18 protein-coding genes are annotated in these 18,041 nt (G+C 60.9%); 13 read left to right on the top strand and 5 right to left on the bottom strand.

The annotated features are described in order from the left end of the window. Positions 1-682: 682 nt before the first annotated feature. The 7 genes from pseB to AB8841_RS24755 all read left to right on the top strand — a co-directional run bounded on the left by pseB (position 683) and on the right by AB8841_RS24755 (position 8,577). On the top strand, positions 683-1,681 hold the full coding sequence (pseB, locus tag AB8841_RS24785) for a UDP-N-acetylglucosamine 4,6-dehydratase (inverting) (protein ID WP_370438422.1): 999 nt from the start codon (positions 683-685) through the stop codon (positions 1,679-1,681). 7 nt (positions 1,682-1,688) lie between these two features. Next, positions 1,689-2,849 carry a UDP-4-amino-4,6-dideoxy-N-acetyl-beta-L-altrosamine transaminase gene (gene pseC, locus AB8841_RS24780; RefSeq protein WP_370439358.1) on the top strand — a complete coding sequence of 387 codons (1,161 nt, stop codon included), beginning with the start codon at positions 1,689-1,691 and terminating at the stop codon, positions 2,847-2,849. Beyond that, on the top strand, positions 2,846-3,553 hold the full coding sequence (gene pseF / locus AB8841_RS24775) for a pseudaminic acid cytidylyltransferase (RefSeq protein WP_370438421.1): 708 nt from the start codon (positions 2,846-2,848) through the stop codon (positions 3,551-3,553). The genes pseC and pseF overlap by 4 nt, the downstream gene beginning before the upstream one ends. Next, complete coding sequence (gene pseG, locus AB8841_RS24770) at positions 3,550-4,644, top strand: UDP-2,4-diacetamido-2,4,6-trideoxy-beta-L-altropyranose hydrolase (protein ID WP_370438420.1); 1,095 nt, start codon at positions 3,550-3,552, stop codon at positions 4,642-4,644. Before pseF ends, pseG begins: the two co-directional genes overlap by 4 nt. 57 nt (positions 4,645-4,701) lie before the next feature. Beyond that, entirely contained in the window at positions 4,702-5,754 is a 1,053-nt protein-coding gene (gene pseI / locus AB8841_RS24765; protein ID WP_370438419.1) for a pseudaminic acid synthase, read from the top strand. Between the two features lie 117 nt (positions 5,755-5,871). Then, positions 5,872-7,125 carry a hypothetical protein gene (locus AB8841_RS24760; protein WP_370438418.1) on the top strand — a complete coding sequence of 418 codons (1,254 nt, stop codon included), beginning with the start codon at positions 5,872-5,874 and terminating at the stop codon, positions 7,123-7,125. Between the two features lie 342 nt (positions 7,126-7,467). Further along, positions 7,468-8,577: a hypothetical protein gene (locus AB8841_RS24755; protein ID WP_370438417.1), complete on the top strand. Its 1,110-nt coding sequence runs from the start codon at positions 7,468-7,470 to the stop codon at positions 8,575-8,577. A gap of 247 nt (positions 8,578-8,824) precedes the next feature. Here AB8841_RS24755 and AB8841_RS24750 read toward each other — a convergent pair whose 3' ends face one another. Beyond that, complete coding sequence (locus AB8841_RS24750; RefSeq protein WP_370438416.1) at positions 8,825-9,703, bottom strand: aldose 1-epimerase family protein; 879 nt, start codon at positions 9,701-9,703, stop codon at positions 8,825-8,827. 159 nt (positions 9,704-9,862) lie between these two features. Between AB8841_RS24750 and AB8841_RS24745 the strand changes: the two genes are divergently transcribed. After that, a complete protein-coding gene (locus AB8841_RS24745; protein ID WP_370438415.1) occupies positions 9,863-10,810 on the top strand; it encodes an NAD(P)/FAD-dependent oxidoreductase in 948 nt (315 codons plus the stop codon). 36 nt (positions 10,811-10,846) lie between these two features. Here the strand turns inward: AB8841_RS24745 and AB8841_RS24740 are convergent, their stop codons facing one another. Then, positions 10,847-11,866, bottom strand: coding sequence for an alpha/beta hydrolase (locus tag AB8841_RS24740; RefSeq protein ID WP_370438414.1), 1,020 nt, complete (start codon positions 11,864-11,866; stop codon positions 10,847-10,849). Positions 11,867-12,148: 282 nt separating this feature from the next. Here AB8841_RS24740 and AB8841_RS24735 point away from each other — a divergent pair, with 282 nt between their 5' ends. Next, on the top strand, positions 12,149-13,477 hold the full coding sequence (locus AB8841_RS24735; RefSeq protein WP_370438413.1) for a solute carrier family 23 protein: 1,329 nt from the start codon (positions 12,149-12,151) through the stop codon (positions 13,475-13,477). A 115-nt stretch (positions 13,478-13,592) separates the two neighbouring features. Continuing rightward, positions 13,593-14,453 (top strand): SDR family oxidoreductase, encoded by an 861-nt coding sequence (locus AB8841_RS24730; protein WP_370438412.1) that lies wholly within the window; start codon positions 13,593-13,595, stop codon positions 14,451-14,453. A 53-nt stretch (positions 14,454-14,506) separates the two neighbouring features. Here AB8841_RS24730 and AB8841_RS24725 read toward each other — a convergent pair whose 3' ends face one another. Then, a complete protein-coding gene (locus AB8841_RS24725; protein ID WP_370438411.1) occupies positions 14,507-14,713 on the bottom strand; it encodes a hypothetical protein in 207 nt (68 codons plus the stop codon). Positions 14,714-14,928: 215 nt separating this feature from the next. Here AB8841_RS24725 and AB8841_RS24720 point away from each other — a divergent pair, with 215 nt between their 5' ends. After that, the gene (locus AB8841_RS24720; protein WP_009494036.1) at positions 14,929-15,102 is read left to right on the top strand and encodes a DUF1328 domain-containing protein; all 174 of its coding nucleotides are present in this window, start codon (positions 14,929-14,931) and stop codon (positions 15,100-15,102) included. A gap of 130 nt (positions 15,103-15,232) precedes the next feature. Here AB8841_RS24720 and AB8841_RS24715 read toward each other — a convergent pair whose 3' ends face one another. Together AB8841_RS24715 and AB8841_RS24710 are read right to left on the bottom strand one after the other, a co-directional pair. Then, positions 15,233-15,772, bottom strand: a complete 540-nt coding sequence (locus AB8841_RS24715; protein WP_370438410.1) for a sigma-70 family RNA polymerase sigma factor — start codon at positions 15,770-15,772, stop codon at positions 15,233-15,235. A gap of 2 nt (positions 15,773-15,774) precedes the next feature. Continuing rightward, a complete protein-coding gene (locus AB8841_RS24710; protein ID WP_370438409.1) occupies positions 15,775-15,984 on the bottom strand; it encodes a NepR family anti-sigma factor in 210 nt (69 codons plus the stop codon). 183 nt (positions 15,985-16,167) lie between these two features. On the opposite strand from AB8841_RS24710, the gene AB8841_RS24705 reads away from it, so the two are divergent. Both AB8841_RS24705 and AB8841_RS24700 read left to right on the top strand, forming a co-directional pair. Continuing rightward, on the top strand, positions 16,168-16,974 hold the full coding sequence (locus AB8841_RS24705; RefSeq protein ID WP_370438408.1) for a response regulator: 807 nt from the start codon (positions 16,168-16,170) through the stop codon (positions 16,972-16,974). A gap of 316 nt (positions 16,975-17,290) precedes the next feature. Beyond that, positions 17,291-17,803 carry a hypothetical protein gene (locus AB8841_RS24700; protein WP_370438407.1) on the top strand — a complete coding sequence of 171 codons (513 nt, stop codon included), beginning with the start codon at positions 17,291-17,293 and terminating at the stop codon, positions 17,801-17,803. Positions 17,804-18,041: the final 238 nt, after the last annotated feature.

Here is an 18,041-nt window from a genome sequence, read left to right as displayed (position 1 = left end):
GTTTTTGGCGGAAGACGCGAGAGTTGCGTGCCTCGGCGCAGAATTATTTCTTAGATCGGATGCGCGAACGTTTGAACGGCGAACGGGATCCGCTTCGCCGAAAAGGGCTCGCACGAGCCAGTTGACTCGTCCCATGGCGCGTGGTCGGGGTCCCTTCTCGGGCGGCCCGCCAGAAGGACGGAGGAGCAGGGCACGGACCCTTCTACAGCATCGGGCGTGATATCGAACCCGTCAGATGCAGTCAGTTCATGCGCTCGAGCATCTTTTGCCGTAAAACCGGTTCCCGTTTCTGCGTTCGATGCTGGAGAGGAGCGCGTCACTCGCGCAACCCGCCGGGTCCGCGCGATGCGCTAAGGCGTCGCTTTTATCGAGGCTGCCGGAATCGGCGGAAATGGATGGGGCTTCATCGACGTGATCGCTCCATCTGAAGCCAGGCGGCGCAGCCTGATCGGGCAGCGTGGGAGGTGCCTGAGGGCTCGGCACAGGATTTTGACTGCTTCGATCTACCCGCCGGCCTCTTGCGGGTTCTGTCCTTGTCGCTGTCACGACGCAACGGAAATAGATCTCCGCCGGGCGTGGGTATGAAACTACATTGCATTTGCAATGCCCGCTCGCATATGCAAGGACGTTGCGGTTCAATGCGTTACGAAAATCAACCTAGGCGTTTTGAGAACGGCCTTCCATGCTGACAAATTCTTCCATCCTGGTGACGGGTGGGACGGGCTCCTTCGGTCACGCCTTCGTCCCGATGACCCTGAAAAGGTATAATCCCCGCCGCTTGGTGATCTTATCCCGCGATGAAATGAAGCAGTGGGAAATGGCCAAGCTCTACGGTGATGATCCTCGTGTCCGCTTCTTCATCGGCGACGTCCGAGACAAGGATCGACTGGAGCGCGCCTTGGATGGCGTCGAGTATGTCATTCATGCTGCGGCGACCAAGATCGTTCCGATCGCGGAATACAACCCGTTCGAATGCATCAAGACCAATGTCCTTGGTGCGATGAATCTCATCGACGCCTGCATCGATCGGAAGGTGCGGCGAGTGGTTGCGCTATCAACCGACAAGGCGAGCAGCCCCCTCAATTTGTATGGGGCTACGAAGCTCGCTTCGGACAAGCTCTTCGTCGCCAGCAACTCTTATGTCGGGGCGCAGGACACCGAATTTTCCGTTGTCCGCTACGGCAACGTCATGGGATCCAGAGGGTCGGTCATCCCCTTTTTCCTCTCTCTGGCCGCGAGTGGCGAATTGCCGATCACCGATCCACGCATGACTCGCTTCATGATTACCCTCCAGCAGGCTGTCGAACTGGTCTGGCACGCTTTCGAAGATATGGTCGGCGGGGAGATCTACGTGAGGAAGATTCCCTCCATGAAGGTCATTGACATCGCCAAGGCCGTGGCTCCGGACGCCCAGCACAAGATCATCGGGATCCGCCCTGGTGAGAAGCTGCACGAGCAAATGATCGGCGAGGAGGATGTACCGTATACCTATGAGTACAAAGAATACTATAAGATCTTGCCGGCCATCAATAATTGGCACGCCGACCCCAATCGTATAAAAAACGGTCATAAGGTGCCGGAAGACTTTGTGTATCGTTCCGATACCAATCGGGAATGGATGGATGGAGAAACACTCCGTGCTTGGATCGATGGAAACCGCGGACGAATCGGCAAAATCTGATCGGGGCATCATCCCGTACGGCCGGCAGGACGTCACCGATTCCGATATCGAGGCGGTCACGGCGGCCCTTCGATCCGCTTTTCTCACCCAGGGACCGCTTGTTCCCCGGTTCGAGGAGGCAATCTCACAGCGCGTCGGGGCGAAGTATGGCGTTGCGTCGAACAGCGCGACTTCGTCACTTCACCTTGCGTGCCTTGCCCTTGGCGTATCGCCTGGTGACACCGTCTGGACAAGCCCGATCACCTTCGTCGCGAGCGCCAACTGCGCGCGCTATTGCGGGGCGGATGTCGACTTTGTCGATATCGAGCCCCGCTCCTACAATATGAGCGTCACGGCCCTCGCCGACAAACTCGCAGTGGCGAAGCGCAAGGGCACGCTGCCGAAGGTTGTCATCCCGGTTCATCTTGCGGGACACCCTGCCGACATGGAGCCAATCCATGCGCTCGGACGGCAATATGGTTTCTCAATCATTGAGGATGCGTCCCACGCTATTGGCGGACGTTACCGCGACCGACCGATCGGCGACTGCCGATACTCCGACATCACTGTCTTCAGTTTCCATCCGGTCAAGATCGTTACGACTGGGGAAGGCGGCATGGCAGTGACGAATGATCCCGCGCTCGCCCGCCGTATGGCCCGCCTGAACAGCCATGGCATCACGCGCGACCAGGCTGAGATGATCTCGCCATCGGAAGGGGGCTGGTATTACCAGCAACTCGAGCTGGGCTACAATTATCGCCTCACGGAGTTGCAAGCGGCTTTGGGGCTGAGCCAACTCCATCGTCTCGACGATTATGTGGCGCGGCGGCACGCCATTGCGGCGCGCTACGATGATTTGCTGAGCGATCTTCCCGTGGTGGTGCCGTGGCGAGACCCGCGCGACTATTCGGGCTTTCATCTCTACATCATCAGGCTGCGTCTTGAAGAAATCTCCCGCGGCCATCGCGAGGTGTTCGAGGGGCTGCGCGAGGCCGGAATTTTGGTGAATCTGCACTATATCCCGGTCTATCGGCAGCCTGACTTCGCCAGGTTCGGGTTCGTCCGGTCCGACTTCCCGGAGGCAGAGCGCTACTATGCCGAGGCCATCAGCTTGCCGCTTTTTCCAACTTTGAGTGAAGCGGACCAGGATTTCGTTGTGGCGCAACTGCGAGAGGCTTCTGGCCAATGAAGGCCGCTGTCATTCCGGCGCGCGGCGGCAGCAAGCGCATCCCGGGAAAGAATGTCAAACCGTTCGCCGGAAAGCCGATGCTGGCCTATGCGGTTTCGGCCGTCTTAGAGTCCGGACTGTTCGACATCGTTGCCGTCTCAAGCGAGGATCCGGCCATTCTGGCTCTCGGCCGGGAACTCGGTGCGCGCCCCCTGTTGAGGCCGGCCGCCCTCGCCGATGACTGGACGCCAACGGTTCCGGTCATTGCACATGCCATCGCGGCGCTCGAGGAAGGGGGCACACACCTCGAGACGGTATGCTGCGTTTATCCTGCAGTCCCTTTCCTGCAGCGGAAGGATCTCGTTGAGGCGTTGTCTCTACTGGAGCGAACGGGCGCTGAATACGCGTTTCCAGTAGTTCGTTTTCCCTCAGCGATCCAGCGCGCATTGCGCCTAAGTGGCGATGGCAGGATAACGTCGTTCAATCCTGATGCAGTGAACATAAGAACCCAGGATCTGGAGCCGGCCTTTTACGATGCGGGGCAGTTCTATTGGGGGCGGCGGGACGCGTGGGCTGCCGGTTTACCTGTTCACGCGAATGGCTTCGGGCTTGTTGTTCCCGAGTGGCGCGTGGTCGATATCGATACGCCGGACGATTGGCGGCGGGCCGAGATCATGCATCGGGCTCTGTCCGAGGATACGTCGGCGCCGAGGGGTGATGCTTGAAAGTCTTCATCCGGGCCGATGCCTCTCCGCAGATCGGCACCGGGCATCTGGTCCGCTGCCGGACCCTGGCAAGCGAATTGAGGGCCCGAGGGGCGGATGTGCGGTTCATCTGCCGCGCGCACCCGGGACACGCGAACAAACTTGTCGAGGATGAAGGCTTTCGGGTCATGGCCTTGCCTCCTCCCGTTCGTGATGCGCAGGCGGGGCCGGGCTACTCCGCCTGGCTTGGCGTATCGCAGGACGAGGACGCCAAGCAGACGCTGGGAGGGATGGAAGGCGGCGGCGCAGATTTGCTGATCGTCGATCATTATGCCCTGGACGCCCATTGGGAGCGGGCTGTGCAACGAGGGGCGAGACGGATCATGGTCATCGACGATCTCGCCAACCGTCCCCATGACTGCGACATTCTGCTCGATCAGACTTATGGCGCAGAGGCCTCCGACCGGTACAAAGGGCTTGTTCCCCCCGACTGCATGCTGCTGCTCGGACCACGATATGCGCTCCTGCGCCCTGAGTATCGGCTGCTGGGGCCACGGCTGCGTGACAAGGTCGAACGCGTGCTGGTCTTCTTCGGAGGCGCGGACATCGACAACGTGACAGGACTTGCACTCGATGCATTGGCTGCCCCTGAGCTGTCGAAGCTCGATGTAGATGTCGTCATAGGTCCCGCCAACCCGCACCGCGAAGCGATCGAGGTGAAGGCGGCGAGGCGTGGTCGGGTCGTGCTCCATCAACCGCGTCCTCACTTGGCGGACTTGATGAGCCGTGCCGATCTCGCTGTCGGGGCCGGTGGGGCCACGACATGGGAGAGGCTATGCCTTGGCCTTCCGGCAATCATTGTCGCAATTGCCGGGAATCAGGTGCAGGCATCCCGTGCGTTATCGGCGGCCGGCCTTATCGACTATGCGGGCGAACTGTCGGCCGTGACCGTGCAAAGCCTGCGAGAACGGATTTCTGCTCTGCTCGATCGGGAACGACTGTCGTATCTATCTCGAATCGGGCCGTCCGCCGTCGACGGATGGGGGGCCCTGAGAACCGCCGAACTTTTGATGCCCGACACCCTGTCCGGGCCGACGAGCGGCAAGGTGTAGCGGTTGGCCGGTCATTCTGTTATATCTTATAACCTTTGAGACCAGAGTGTTTGTACGATGATCAAGATCGCCAACCATACGATTGGCCAGGGTCACCCGCCGTTCATCATCGCAGAGATGTCCGGCAATCATAACCAATCGCTCGAGCGGGCACTCAAGATCGTGGATGCTGCTGCCGATGCCGGCGCTCACGCGATCAAGCTTCAGACCTACACTGCCGATACGATGACCCTTGATCTCGACGAGGGTGAATTCTTCATTTCCGATCCGAACAGCCTCTGGTCCGGCACCTCACTCTATAAATTATACGAGCAGGCGCATACGCCCTGGGATTGGCAGCGGACAATCTTCGAGCACGCTTCGCGACGCGGGCTGATCTGCCTCAGCACACCCTTCGACGCTTCGGCGGTGGATTTCCTCGAGGGGCTGAATGCTCCCTGCTACAAGGTCGCTTCCTTCGAGAATACGGACCTCCCGCTCATCCGCCGGATCGCCGCAACCGGGAAGCCGATCATCATCTCGACTGGCATGGCGACAATCTCCGAGGTGGACGAGACTGTACGCGCCGCTCGGGAAGCGGGATGCAACGATTTGATCCTGCTCCAGTGCACAAGTACGTATCCTGCGACACCGGAGAACACGAATCTTCTGACCATTCCGCACATGCGCGAGCTTTTTGAAACCGAGGTCGGTCTGTCGGACCACACGATGGGGATCGGGGTTTCCGTTGCAAGCGTGGCTCTCGGCGCCACTGTCATCGAGAAGCATTTCACGCTTGCTCGGGCCGATGGAGGCGTCGACAGTGCCTTTTCCATGGAGCCTGCTGAGATGGCGCAACTTGTCATCGAAACACAGCGTGCCTGGCAGGCCTTGGGAAAAATCAGCTATGGTCCTCTCAAGGCGGAGGAGAAGTCACTCCAGTACCGCCGCTCGCTTTATATCGTTGAAGACATGGAGGCAGGAGAGATCCTGACAGAAAAGAATCTTCGAGCGATCCGCCCTGGATGCGGCCTTCCGCCGAAGTACTTCGAGCAGATGCTCGGTCAGCCGGTCCACCGTGCGGTAAAACGGGGCACGGCCTTAACCTGGGATTTGATGCGTGCAAGGTAAGTTCTTGCCGCAAGCGGGAGATGCCAAGTTGTGATGAGGCGATCGCTAGTGCTGGAGGCTTACGCCAAGGGCTGCAATCGTGTCGGCGACATTGTCACGAAGGGAGACACTTTCCGGATGATCGTCGGGGAGCGGGTTCCCGAGCAACTCGAGATGATGGCAAGGTCGAGTGGTGCCGAACTGGCTCGGCTCTATGCCGAATATCTGGAAGGCAGGCCAAAGACCGTGCGCACATTTGATGTGGGCTACGCCGATCTCTGCTTCTTCGGAGGGACCGCGAACAATCTGAGGGAGTTCACATTTCTCCTGAAGGTGCTCGACGAGCATAGCATCCGTTACTCGCACAAGTTCTTCCTACGCGATTTCAGGGCCCACACGAGCAGGATCGCGAGCGCCGTCGAGACAGTGAGGACGGAAGTCCTTCACGCCGGTGTCCAGTGGGTGCATCGCTGCGGCACCGTGAGCGGATCACACCTTAACCAACTCCTGCAGTACACCGGCATCTTTCTGGGGGTCCTGCATTCTTATGCCGACAAGCGGCATCTCCTGCCGCGGATCGCTGTCGTAGCAAACGATCATTCGCCCTCCCAGGTGGGCTTCGCGATGGCCATGAAGAGCCTCGGCGTTCCGGTGATTTATGTTCAGCATGCCGAGGTCTCGGAGATCTTTCCACCTCTGGATTTTACCGCATCCGTTCTCCGAAATCAGAGATCCCTCGACACATACAGGCGGGTCGGGCCGGTCAAGGGCAAGACATTCGTCGTTTCGCGCATATTCGACAAGGCGCGCTTTCAGGATGTCATGGCCCCATTGACGGGGGAGGCTATCGTCGGCATCTACCCTACCTCGCGCTTCGATCGTGCCGATCTTCAGGTCGCTATCGAAAGCCTGCGGCGCAATCCCGCAGTGCAGGACTACTTCGTGAAGCTGCACCCGAACACCCCATTGACGTTCAACGAGGAGGAGGCGACCTACTTCAAGTTCCGCACGAACACTCCCGATGCAAGGCATGTCGCGATTGTTGGGAATTCATCGGTCGTTGTCGAACTGTTGAGCCAGGGGCATCCTGTTTATCAACTCTTCGACCTTGATGGCGTGGACGCCGATTACTACGGCTTTGTGAAAGCCGGCTTCGCGCCCTCGATCGAGCCGGGCGACCTTGAGAAAAGCTTTTGGACAGGCGGGTTCTATAATGAGGACTGGCTCAAGAGAGGCAGTCGTTTCGAGCCGTCGATGAGGGAGGACCAGTGGGCCGCCAGGCGCAAACTGGCTCGGTTCATGGCCCGACTGCTGAAGAGGCGGGCTATGGCCCAAGCTTTGCACCAGCTGTTCAGGGTCAAGCAAAAGGCTGCGTCGGCGGGCGTCGTCTGACGCTGGAGCGATCGAAAGGACGCCTCTGACGGTGCGGCATGTGGACGTCAGAGTTTACCTTTGAAGTTCCGGGACAAGGGTATAAGGCAGGACAGCGGGGCCTCTCCGCGCTGACGGGATTTCACCGCGCCAAGGCAAAGCCCAATGCCTTCCAGGCATGTGCAATGATTGCACAGAGTTCCCGGTGATGTTAATTGTTCCGGAAAAGTATCAGATACCTTAAGAATTCGGGTTAGACTGACAGATTCAAATATAGTGGCCTCGTGTCAGCGCGGAAGGCAAAGTTTTCCCATAGTGTCGACTGTATCCGGAGCGGGGTCTTGCCGACGGAAGTGCTCGTAAATGATGGACGAATTTGAGACCGACGACCTCGATGACGATGTTGCCGGCAAGCGATCAGGCTTCGAGAGGCGATCTTGGCGTCCTCAGATCGGCAAGCGGCTGCTCAACAGAATCCGCCTGATCACGTCCTGGCTTCTCGTCACTGTGCTGCCACAGTACGGTTGGCGCTGTTTGGGGGGCATGATGCTCATCACGGCCGGCCGCTTGACCGATGCTGCAAGTTTCATCGTCGGCACGCATATCCTGACACAGTCGCTTTCCCATGGCACCGAAGCCTACAGTGGCTTCCAAAGCGGCCTGACCTTGGCCGCGATCGGCATGGCGGGCGTTCTGACCATTGGAAGTCTTTTGAGTTTCTTAGGAAGCAAAGTAGCTGTCGGAATCAGCATGGACTACGAAAACGCATCGTTAGTCCAGGGGATGACGATCGTTGCCTCTCAGCAGGGCGCGTCTCACAAGCTCTCCAGGCAGGATACCGTTAATCTCACGAGGCAGGCGCCTCGGATCATGTCCCGCAGTTTGTGGAACATCATTCATGCCTGCACATCCCTTTTCATGATGCTTGCAGGTTTCGTGACGTGCATGGTCGTTTTTCCAGTGCTCACGATGCTTGTAATTCTCGTTCTTGTTCTTTTGAGTCCGATATATATTTATGCTGCCGTCCATAGCACGAATATCGGCCATCATATGAGAGCGGTGACAGCGGGCTATAGTGCATCCCTGACCCGGCTGGAGAAGAAGTGGCTCAATGTCGAGAGGATCGATGCTCCTTCAGCCCTGGAAGAGATCAGAAACGACAGTAAGTATAATGACTACCAGAGTGCCCATAGAGCTCGTTTGATCCTGAGTTCTTGGAATCACCTGCTGAGCAATTTGACATTGGCAATCGTGATCGCGCTATCGTTTGTTTGGATCGGGAACAACGTCGAGCTGACGACGCGCTCGATCGCCTCCGTGGTGTCGTACCTGGTTGCCTTGCGTCTTTTCGCGCATGGGTTTGGAGGAATTTTCCATGGGATGCAGACGATTAATGCGTCGCTGCCGTATTTTCTCCTATTCCTGACCCATGATCCACGGCTCAAGAAAACCGTTCCCGAGACGCTGAGCTGACGGCCTTGGATGCGCACTCCCGCCCAGGGGGAAGGGCGCTGCCTTAGGATGAGAGCGCCGGCATCGAAAGCAGACGTCCGGCGCGGCCCACTTCAGGCGCCTTCTTTTCGGCCGGAGCCGGAAAGTCCCTCATCGACGGGAAAGGCCCGACGGCATATCAACGATATGAAGTATCGAATACGATACTGCCACACATCTGCTGCGGGTAGCTCGGACCCGGATGCGACGGTCGCATTGCCACGGGGCGTTAACGGTTCTCCGGCGGATCGAGAGCGATCGTCATGGTGAATTCGCGGCTTCCGCCCGGCAGGACCAGGACGATGCCGGGCTTGTCCTTGAGTTCCCCCTCATACCCGACCGGGTCGGCATAGCCCTGCCATGGCTCGATGCAGACATAACCGGCGCCGGGCTTCGTCCAGATGCCGAGATGCGGCATGTCCGGAAACGACACCGTGAGCGAGCGTCGGCCGGGCGCGCCGTAGCGCACCTTGCGGCTCGACAGCGCGCTCCAGACCAGCGCGCCGTCCTGAAACAGGTCGTCGTGCAGGGGCAGGCGGTCTCCTTTCACGGGCGTCGGGCGGGAGGCGTCTCCGATCAATCCGTCCGACAGCCGGTGCAGGGGCGCCGTTTCCGCCGTCTCGAAACGGATCTCGTGCGCATATCTGTCGCCGCCATAGGGCAGGGGCCAGCGCAGCGCCGGATGGTAGCCGAAGGAGACCGGCAGGGTGCGATCGTCCTTGTTGAACACCGATGCCGCGAAGATCAGCGCGGCCCCGTCGAGCCGATAGGCCATGTCCAGCCGGAAATCGAAGGGAAACTGCTCGCGCGTGATGTCGTCCGCATCCAGGCGGAAGCGGCAGGCTTCCGCGGTCGCATCGACGATCTCGAAGAGAGAGGTGCGGGCGAAGCCATGTTGCTTCATGGAGCGGCCGCGCCCGTCGATGAGCACCTGGTCGTCGCGCAGGCGGCCGACGATGGGAAACAGGAGGGGAGAGCGCCCCGTCCAGAAGGCCGGGTCGCCGTCCCACAGCAGATCCCGGTCGTGCTCGTCGCACAGGCGGATCAGCTCCGCCCCCTGCGAGGCGATCTGGGCCTTGAGGTGGCCGTTGGACAATGTGACCGTCATCGCGCACTCCTGAAGGACCGATGCTCCCGGCGCATCGTGTCCAACGGTTCTCAGACACTCAACACGATTCGACAATCGGCAGGCCGCTTTAAGGTGATCTTTTGCCGCTTTGGCGAGTTGTGCCTCCTCTGGGATCGGAAAAAGGGGGATCGCGGCGGCATGGCGGCCAGCGCAGACATTCTCGATTGCCTGATCGTCGGCGGCGGTCCGGCCGGTCTGACGACCGGGTTGTATCTTGCGCGGTTCAAGCGCCGCTTCCTGATCGTGGACAGCGGGACGCCCCGGGCGGCCTGGATACCGACCAGCCACAACATCCCGATGTTCGCGGACGGCATCTCGGGCAAGGATCTCCTGACCCGGGCCAGGGTCAACCTCGAGCAATACGGCAAGTGCATCCGCAGCGGTCGGGTGACCGGCCTGCGCAAGCAGCCGGACCGCTTCATCGCCCTCGTCGAAGACGACGAGGGCGGCACTGGCCAGATTTCGGCAAGGCGCGTGGTTCTCGCCACGGGCGCCGTGGATATCGAGCCCGACCTGCCGGACGTGCCCAACGCCGTGCAGCGCGGCCTGGTGCGCTACTGCCCGATCTGCGACGGCTACGAATCCCGGGATCGGAAGATCGCCGTGATCGCCTACGGGGCGCATGGGCTGGGCGAGGCCGTGTTCATCGCCCGCACCTATTCCCGCGACGTCACCTTGCTGACGCTAGGGCAGACGCTTGAACTGACGCCCGACCAGAAAGGACGTCTCGACGAGCACGGCATCAAGGTCGTCGAGGCGCCCGTGGAATCCCTCGACATGGAAAACGACCGCATTTTTGCGCTGCATGCCGGCGGAAAGGAGCACCGTTTCGACGTGCTCTATTCCGCGCTCGGTCTCAAGTACCGGTCCGATCTGGCCATTTCCCTGGGGGCCGAGCATGACGGGTCGGGCAGTCTGCTCGTCGACGAGCATTGCCAGACGACAGTCAAGGGTCTCTATGCGGCCGGCGACATCGTCCGCGGCCTCGACCAGATCGTCGTGGGCATGAGCCATGCCGCCCATGCGGCGACCCATGTCCACAACCATTGCGAGCTGCCGACCGAGGACGAGCCGGAAGGAGCCTGAGCCGGGCAGGCAAACGCTCCCTCAGGCAAAGCTCCTTCAGGCAAGGGCTTTCGCGAGCAGGGGCAGGCTCACGTCCATGCGGTAATCCACGGAGGAGTGGTTGTCGGGAAACTCCTCGTAGACATGGGCGATGCCCGCCGCCTCGAGCTTGCGGTGGAGCTGGCGGGAACCGTAGACCATGTTGTACTGATCCACGTCCCCGCAATCGATGTAGAAGGCCTTCAGCCTGCGCAGGTTCTCCTGGCAGGCCCCGTCGTCAGCCATGCGCAGCGGATCCCAGCGCAGCCAGTTGGCCCAGCGCTCCTCGATGATCTCGCAGGTGTGGAGATCCACGGGCAGCCGGATGCCGCAGAACTGGCTCGGGTCGGGATCGAAACTCGCGGCCTGGGCGAGGATCATCAGCACGTGCCAGTCCTGATCCTTGGCTTTCGGTCCCTGCGCGAACTTGTCCAGGAAGGTTTCGATGGACATGCCATGCCCCGCGAGGTGGCGCAGGGCGCCCGCGAATTCGCCAAGATGGTAGAGATATTCGAAGCCCACATCGCCCGAGTGAGAGGCCGCCGCCGCCCAGACCGAGCCGCCGTGGCGCAGGGCGTGGACGAGGGAGCCGTAACCGCCCGAGCTCTTGCCGAATACGCCCCGCCGCCCGTCGCCGCCGCAGCCGAAACGCTCCTCCACGAAGGGCAGCATCTCGCGGATGAGAAAGGTCTCCCACGGTCCCATCGCGGCGCTGTCGACATATTGATTGCCGCCCAGGCGCGTGAAGCAGTCGGGAAAGGCTACGACGACGGGAGGCATCGCGCCCGTTCCGATCAGGCGGTCGAGCCGCTCCGGAAGGTTCTCGCCGTAATTCTTCCAGTTGGTGTGGGCGGGGCCGCCGGCCGTGTAGCCCACGAGGTCGACGAGGAGGGGCAGGCCCCGCCCGTCGTGGCCTGCCGGCACATAGACGTCGATCCGCCTCCGGGCGGGATCGCCGAGAAGGTTTCCCTTCAGGCATTCGCTGTCGATCCGGAGACTGTGCACCACGCCTTCCGGCAGGTTATGATCCTTGCGCATCCTTGGTCCTCATCGCTTACGGGCGGACATGATGTGTCGCTTGAAGGGGCACCTGTCCAGAAATGAGGCTCTAGCGCATCGTGCGAAAAAGTGGACCCGGTTTTTCGCTCCGAACGATGCGCCGTTCTATAGGGGGAGCATCGGATTCGACCCCAAAAGTGGGATCCCACTTTTGGGTCCGATGCTCTAGCAACAGTTAATAAGTCTGTTCGGCCGCTAGCCTTTTCTCCGTTCCTGGCACTAGGGTGCCGCCTCAAGCGTCATTGTCTGGGGGAATAACATATGACCAATATTTTCCTGCCTAAATGGACCTTGAAAACCGAAGGCGCCATCATGCCCGACGAGAGGCTGCCGACGGGCCAGATGGTCGTCGTGGGCCTTCAGCATGTGGTCGCCATGTTCGGCTCCACGGTGCTGGCACCCATCCTGATGGGGTTCGATCCGAACGTTTCCATCCTGTTCTCCGGTCTTGCCACGCTCGTCTTCTTCGTTGTGGTCGGCGGCCGGGTGCCGAGCTATCTGGGCTCGAGCTTCGCCTTCATCGGCCCCGTCCTGGTGGCCACCGGGGCTACCGTCGGCAGCCCGAATCCGAACCTTCCGCTCGCTCTCGGCGGCATCATCGCGGCGGGCGCGGTCTATTTCATCATCGGCCTGATCGTGCAGCTCGCGGGGCACCGCTGGATCGAGCGGCTTATGCCGCCGGTCGTCACGGGCGCCATCGTGGCCGCCATCGGCCTCGTGCTGGCACCGGTCGCCATCAACAGCGCATCGGGCGTGACGCCCGACAACGCCGCCGGTTCCGATTTCGCGCGCTGGATCGCAATCGCCACGGCCCTGTCGGTCGGGCTTGTCGCCGTCTATGCACCGGGCATGGCGCGGCGTCTGCCGGTGCTCCTCGGCGGCGCCGCCGGATACCTGATCTACTTCGTCTCCGCGAACCTGCTGGGCTATGGAACGCCCATCGACTTCGCGAAGATCGGCGCGGCGGCCTGGTTCGGCCTTCCGACTTTCCAGAGCCCCGTCTTCGACATGAGGGCCATGAGCCTGATCGCCCCCGTGGCCGTCATCCTGGTGGCCGAGAACCTCGGTCACATCAAGGCCATCGGGGCCATGACGGGCCGCAGCCTCGATCCCTATCTCGGACGTGCCTTCATGGGCGACGGCCTCTCCACGATGCTCTCCGGCGCCGCAGGCGGCACCGGCATGACCACCTATGCCGAAAACATGGGTGTGATGGCCGTGACCCGGATCTACTCGACCCTGGTCTTCGTCATCGCGGCAGGCTTCGCATTGCTGCTCGGCCTGTCGCCGAAGTTCGGTGCCTTCATCGCGACCATTCCCGGGCCCGTTCTCGGCGGTCTCTCCATCGTGGTGTTCGGCCTGATCGCCGCAACCGCCGGCCGCATCTGGGTCGAGAACCGGGTCGACTTCTCGAACCCGCGCAATCTCATCACCGTCGCGACGGCCCTGATCCTGGGCGCGGGCAACTTCAAGCTGAACGTCGCGGGCTTCACGCTCGACGGCATCGGCACCGCGACCTTCGGGGCAATCATCCTCTACCACGTCCTGAACATGATGCCGGCTCGTGCCGCCGACCCGGCCCGCGCCTGATCCACACAGGAACACGCCTGAAGGAGCCCGCGTTGAGCCTCGACGCGGGCTCCTCCTTTCTTGAAGAAGACGACACGAGGGTCCGCATCGTTCTTTCCAAAAATGGGATGATGCCATGAGCTCCGGACAACAGCAGACGCTTCCGCCGCAGGTGCAGGACCAGCAGCCCGGCCACGAGACCGAGATGAACCCAAGGCCCGATTACGAACCGCGTTATCCGGGCAGCAACCGCCTCCAGGGCAAGACCGCCCTGATCACGGGCGGCGACAGCGGCATCGGTCGCGCGGTGGCGGTCCTCTTCGCCCGGGAAGGCGCCGACGTTGCCATCGTCTATCTCAACGAGACCGAGGATGCGCGCGCCACGAAGCAGCTCGTGGAGAGGGAAGGGCGCACGTGCCTCACCGTCGCGGGCGACGTGGGCGATCCCGAATTCTGCCGCTCTGCGGTCGATCAGGTGATCCAGCGCTTCGGCAAGCTCGACGTGCTCGTGAACAACGCGGCCGAGCAGCACCCCAAGTCCGGGATTTCCGAGATCAGTCCCGAGCAGATCGACCGCACCTTCCGGACGAACATCTTCGGTTATTTCTACATGGTCCAGGCGGCGATGCCGCACCTGAAGAAGGGGGCTGCCATCATCAACACGGCTTCGGTCACGGCCTATCGCGGCAGCGCGGAACTCCTGGACTACAGTGCGACGAAAGGAGCCATCGTGGCCTTCACGCGCTCGCTTGCGCAAAAGCTCGCGGAGCAGGGCATCCGCGTGAACGGCGTCGCGCCCGGGCCGATCTGGACTCCCCTGATCCCCTCCACCTTCCCGGTCGAGAAGGTGAAGAGCTTCGGCGCCAATACGCCGCTCAAACGGCCGGGGCAGCCGAACGAGGTCGCGCCTTCCTACCTGTTCCTCGCCTGCGAGGATGCCTCCTACATCACCGGTTCGATCCTGCATCCCAACGGCGGCGATCCCACGGAATCCTGACAACGAAAAAGGCGGCTCTTCGAGCCGCCTTTTCACGTCGGACATGATCGCGCTCAATGGCGGCGGCGCACGCGTACGGGAATCGGAGAGGGAGCCTGCTGCACCGTCAGTGCGAAGAACAGAAGCACGGCCGACAGCGATGCTCCGATCAGGAAGGCGACTTCCGCGATTTCAGCCTGCGACGCAATGCCCGTGACACCCGCGAGCAAAGTAAGAACGATGAAAAGAATGCACGCGCGAAGGGCAACGGAACGAGTCATCGACATATCTCCCAAGTCTTCTGAAAAACGTGCCTGCGGGGAGCCCGGTTCCATCGTCGTTAAATCACTGGAAAATACTTGTGCCGAGCTTCTCGAAATCCTGGGCGACGCTCTGTCCGGCGGAACTTCACGGTCGCGCTTGGCGTTGGTTGAGGGTCATCGGCCAAGAGCTGATCTTAAAATGAGCTGATCTTAAAATTTAGCGAGGTAACACCATGCTTGGTTGGGCTGTCACTTTTCTCATCATCGCGCTGGTCGCGGCTCTGTTCGGCTTCGGCGGGATCGCCGGCACCGCGGTCGAGATCGCGAAGCTGATCTTCTTCGTGGCGATCGTGCTGTTCGCCATTTCGGCCGTCATCGGTCTCCTTCGCGGACGAAGCCCCATGTGACGCTTCGCGCGATAAGTTTCCTTGTCGATGAAGACGCCGCCTCCAGGGGCGGCGTTTTTCTTGGATAGGGCTTCTCCGGGATGGAGGCTTCCCTGGATGGAAAATTTTTCGGAAACGACCGGCTCTTGGATCAGCCCTGAAGGGCCGCGCGGGTCATGCTGTCGGGGCCCAGATCGTCCATGTCGTTCACGTTGAGGATCGTGGCGAGGCGCAGGCGGGCGCGGTTCACGCGGCTCTTGATGGTGCCCACGGCGCATCCGCAGATGCTGGCGGCTTCCTCATAGGAAAAGCCCGAAGCGCCGACGAGGAGCAGGGCTTCGCGTTGATCGGAGGGGAGCTGGGCAAGGGCCGTGCGAAAATCCTCGAAATCGAGATGCGATCCCTGCTCGGGCTGAATCTTCAGGCGCCCGGCATAGGAGCCGTCCGGGTCTTCGACCTCGCGCCGGCGCTTGCGGTATTCGGAATGAAAGAGATTGCGGAGAATGGTGAAAAGCCAGGCATTCAGATTGGTGCCGCGCTCGAAGCGGTGGAGATTGGCGAGCGCCCGCAGGAGAGTGTCCTGAACGAGATCGTCCGCCTTGTCGACCTGACCCGAGAGGGAGATGGCAAAGGCCCGCAGACCGGGTACGGCCGCGAGCAGAGCCTCTCGGAGGTCAGGCTCGGAGGTCACGGCTACTCCTCCCTCTTCTTATCGAGCTGATCCAGAAGATCCTTGAAGCGGTCCGGAACCGGTTGTTGCATCAACTCGTCGTACATGGCGCGCAATTGGTCGCCGATTCGTTTCTGGCTGCTGCTGTCCAGTTTCGCATTGGTCCCAAGCTTGTCACTCGGAGGTGCGCTCGGGAGCGCCCGAGCCAGCTTGTTCCCCTTGTCGCTATTCATCTGATTCCCCTTGCCATCCCGCATATTATTCAGGGTGGCCAACCTTGGCAGTAGCCCTATACTCATTTTCGAGCAATAACGCCTGTTGTTGAATACAGTTCCAGAATTGGAACTTTTCCAGCTTTGCCACGTTGGAAGAGCCATCGGTACAACGAGTCAAAAGCACATATTAAGGGGAAGCGAATGTCGACAGCGCAGCTTGTCGTCCAGCACTTACCGTATCTTCGCCGTTATGCACGTGCCCTCACAGGCAGCCAGATGGCTGGCGACGCCTATGTGGCCGCGACCCTCGAGACTCTGGTGAGCGAGCCCGAGACGATCGGCCCCTCCGGTAATGTCAAGGTTGAACTCTTTCAAGTCTTCACGCGGATCTGGAACTCGCTGTCCGTGAACGGTCGCAGCGAGCAGATCCAGCGCGATCTGCCGGCGGAGGTCCGCCTGGGCCAGATCACGCCCCTTCCCCGCCAGGCGTTCCTCCTGTCCTGCCTCGAAGGATTCGGGGAGGAGGAGGTCGGCCAGATCCTCGACGTGGATACGAAGACGGTGCGCGAACTCGTCGACGAGGCCGGTCGCGAGCTGGCCGCCGACATGGCGACCGATATTCTCATCATCGAGGACGAGCCGCTCATCGCCATGGATCTCGAGGCCCTCGTGGAGGGTCTGGGCCATAACGTCACGGGCGTCGCCCGGACGCGGACCGAGGCGGTCAAGCTCGCTTCCGCGAAGCAGCCGGGCCTGATTCTCGCCGATATCCAGCTCGCCGACGGCAGCTCGGGTCTCGATGCGGTCAACGACCTTCTGAAGTCGTTCGAAGTGCCGGTGATATTCATCACGGCCTATCCGGAGCGGTTCCTGACCGGCGAGCGGCCCGAGCCGGCCTTCCTCATCGCCAAGCCCTTCCAACCGGCGAATGTCTCGGCCGTCATCAGCCAAGCCCTGTTCTTCCAGCAGAGCGCCAAGCGCCGCGAGCCCCGCGCCGCGACCGCCTGACGGCATTCTCCGCCGCTGCCATGTAAACGGTCAAGCATCTGACCAAGTAATTGCCCGGCTACCAAGCCGGGCTTTTCTTTTGCTACGCTGTAATCGAGACAAAAAAAGACGGGCGTTGACGCCCGTCTTAAGGTGCCGGCCAATGCACAAGGGGAATGCGGGGAGGACCAGGAGGCCGGTACCTTAAGAACGCTCCTTGGAAAATAAAGGTTCCAGCCTTTTTTCTTGGATTTTGTTAGTGAAGTCGTTCCGGAACATCAAAGATAAGGCCGCGTTGTTTTCTCGAATGGTTGAGCTAAGCAGCAAGGAGACACGAATGCTCCTCACCGTCACGAGATTAAGCGTTCTGGCCGGTGCTGCCATTCTGGCTGGCGGTATCGCGTTCGCGGATTCCGGCATCGGAGCCCTTCGATCGTCCCTGCTGAAGACGACGCTGAACGAGGATCGGGCGGCTCCCAAGGGCGACCGGCTGGCGGTCCTGCGCCCCGCCGACGGCGCCGCTATCGTCTCGATCGTAGAAATCGTCGGGCTCTCCCATGCCACCGTGATCCTGCGCGGCGACGACGGCGAGGTCCTCTACCGGTCCGATCCGCGCTCGGGCATCACCACGATCGTGAAGAACACCGATCTTCCCGCCCTGACCATGAAGGAGGACCTGAAGGCTCCGACGGTCCAGAATTCGCCTGCGGCGCGTGAAGGCGGGGAGCCCAGGGCGCCGAAGCAGAAGCCCCCGGTCGGTTGCATGGGCGACGTGAGCCCCCTGGCCAAGGCCAGCGCCAACAGAATGCCGAGCCTTTGCCTTGCGGCCCTGGAACAGCCTCTGTCCTGAGGCGATCGTCATCGCAGGGCGAGGTTGAGATGGTCCTGGTTTCGTGAGAATTCCAAAGATCAATTTGAGCTTTACTCGTCTAATCATCATGGAGTTAACAAGTATTCATCTTCGCTATTGGAAATGAAATTCAAGGACGGCATTTTGAATACAGGCAAATTTGGAACGGCTGCTGCGGCATGGCGTTTTGCCCCTGCGCACTTGGCGCATATCGCGATTCAATGGACATTCAGGAGAA

Origin of the sequence: Microvirga sp. TS319 (genome assembly GCF_041276405.1) — a bacterium.
Classification (GTDB): domain Bacteria; phylum Pseudomonadota; class Alphaproteobacteria; order Rhizobiales; family Beijerinckiaceae; genus Microvirga.
The sequence above is the reverse complement of the archived record's forward strand: the minus strand, read 5'-3'. Positions and strand labels throughout refer to the sequence as shown.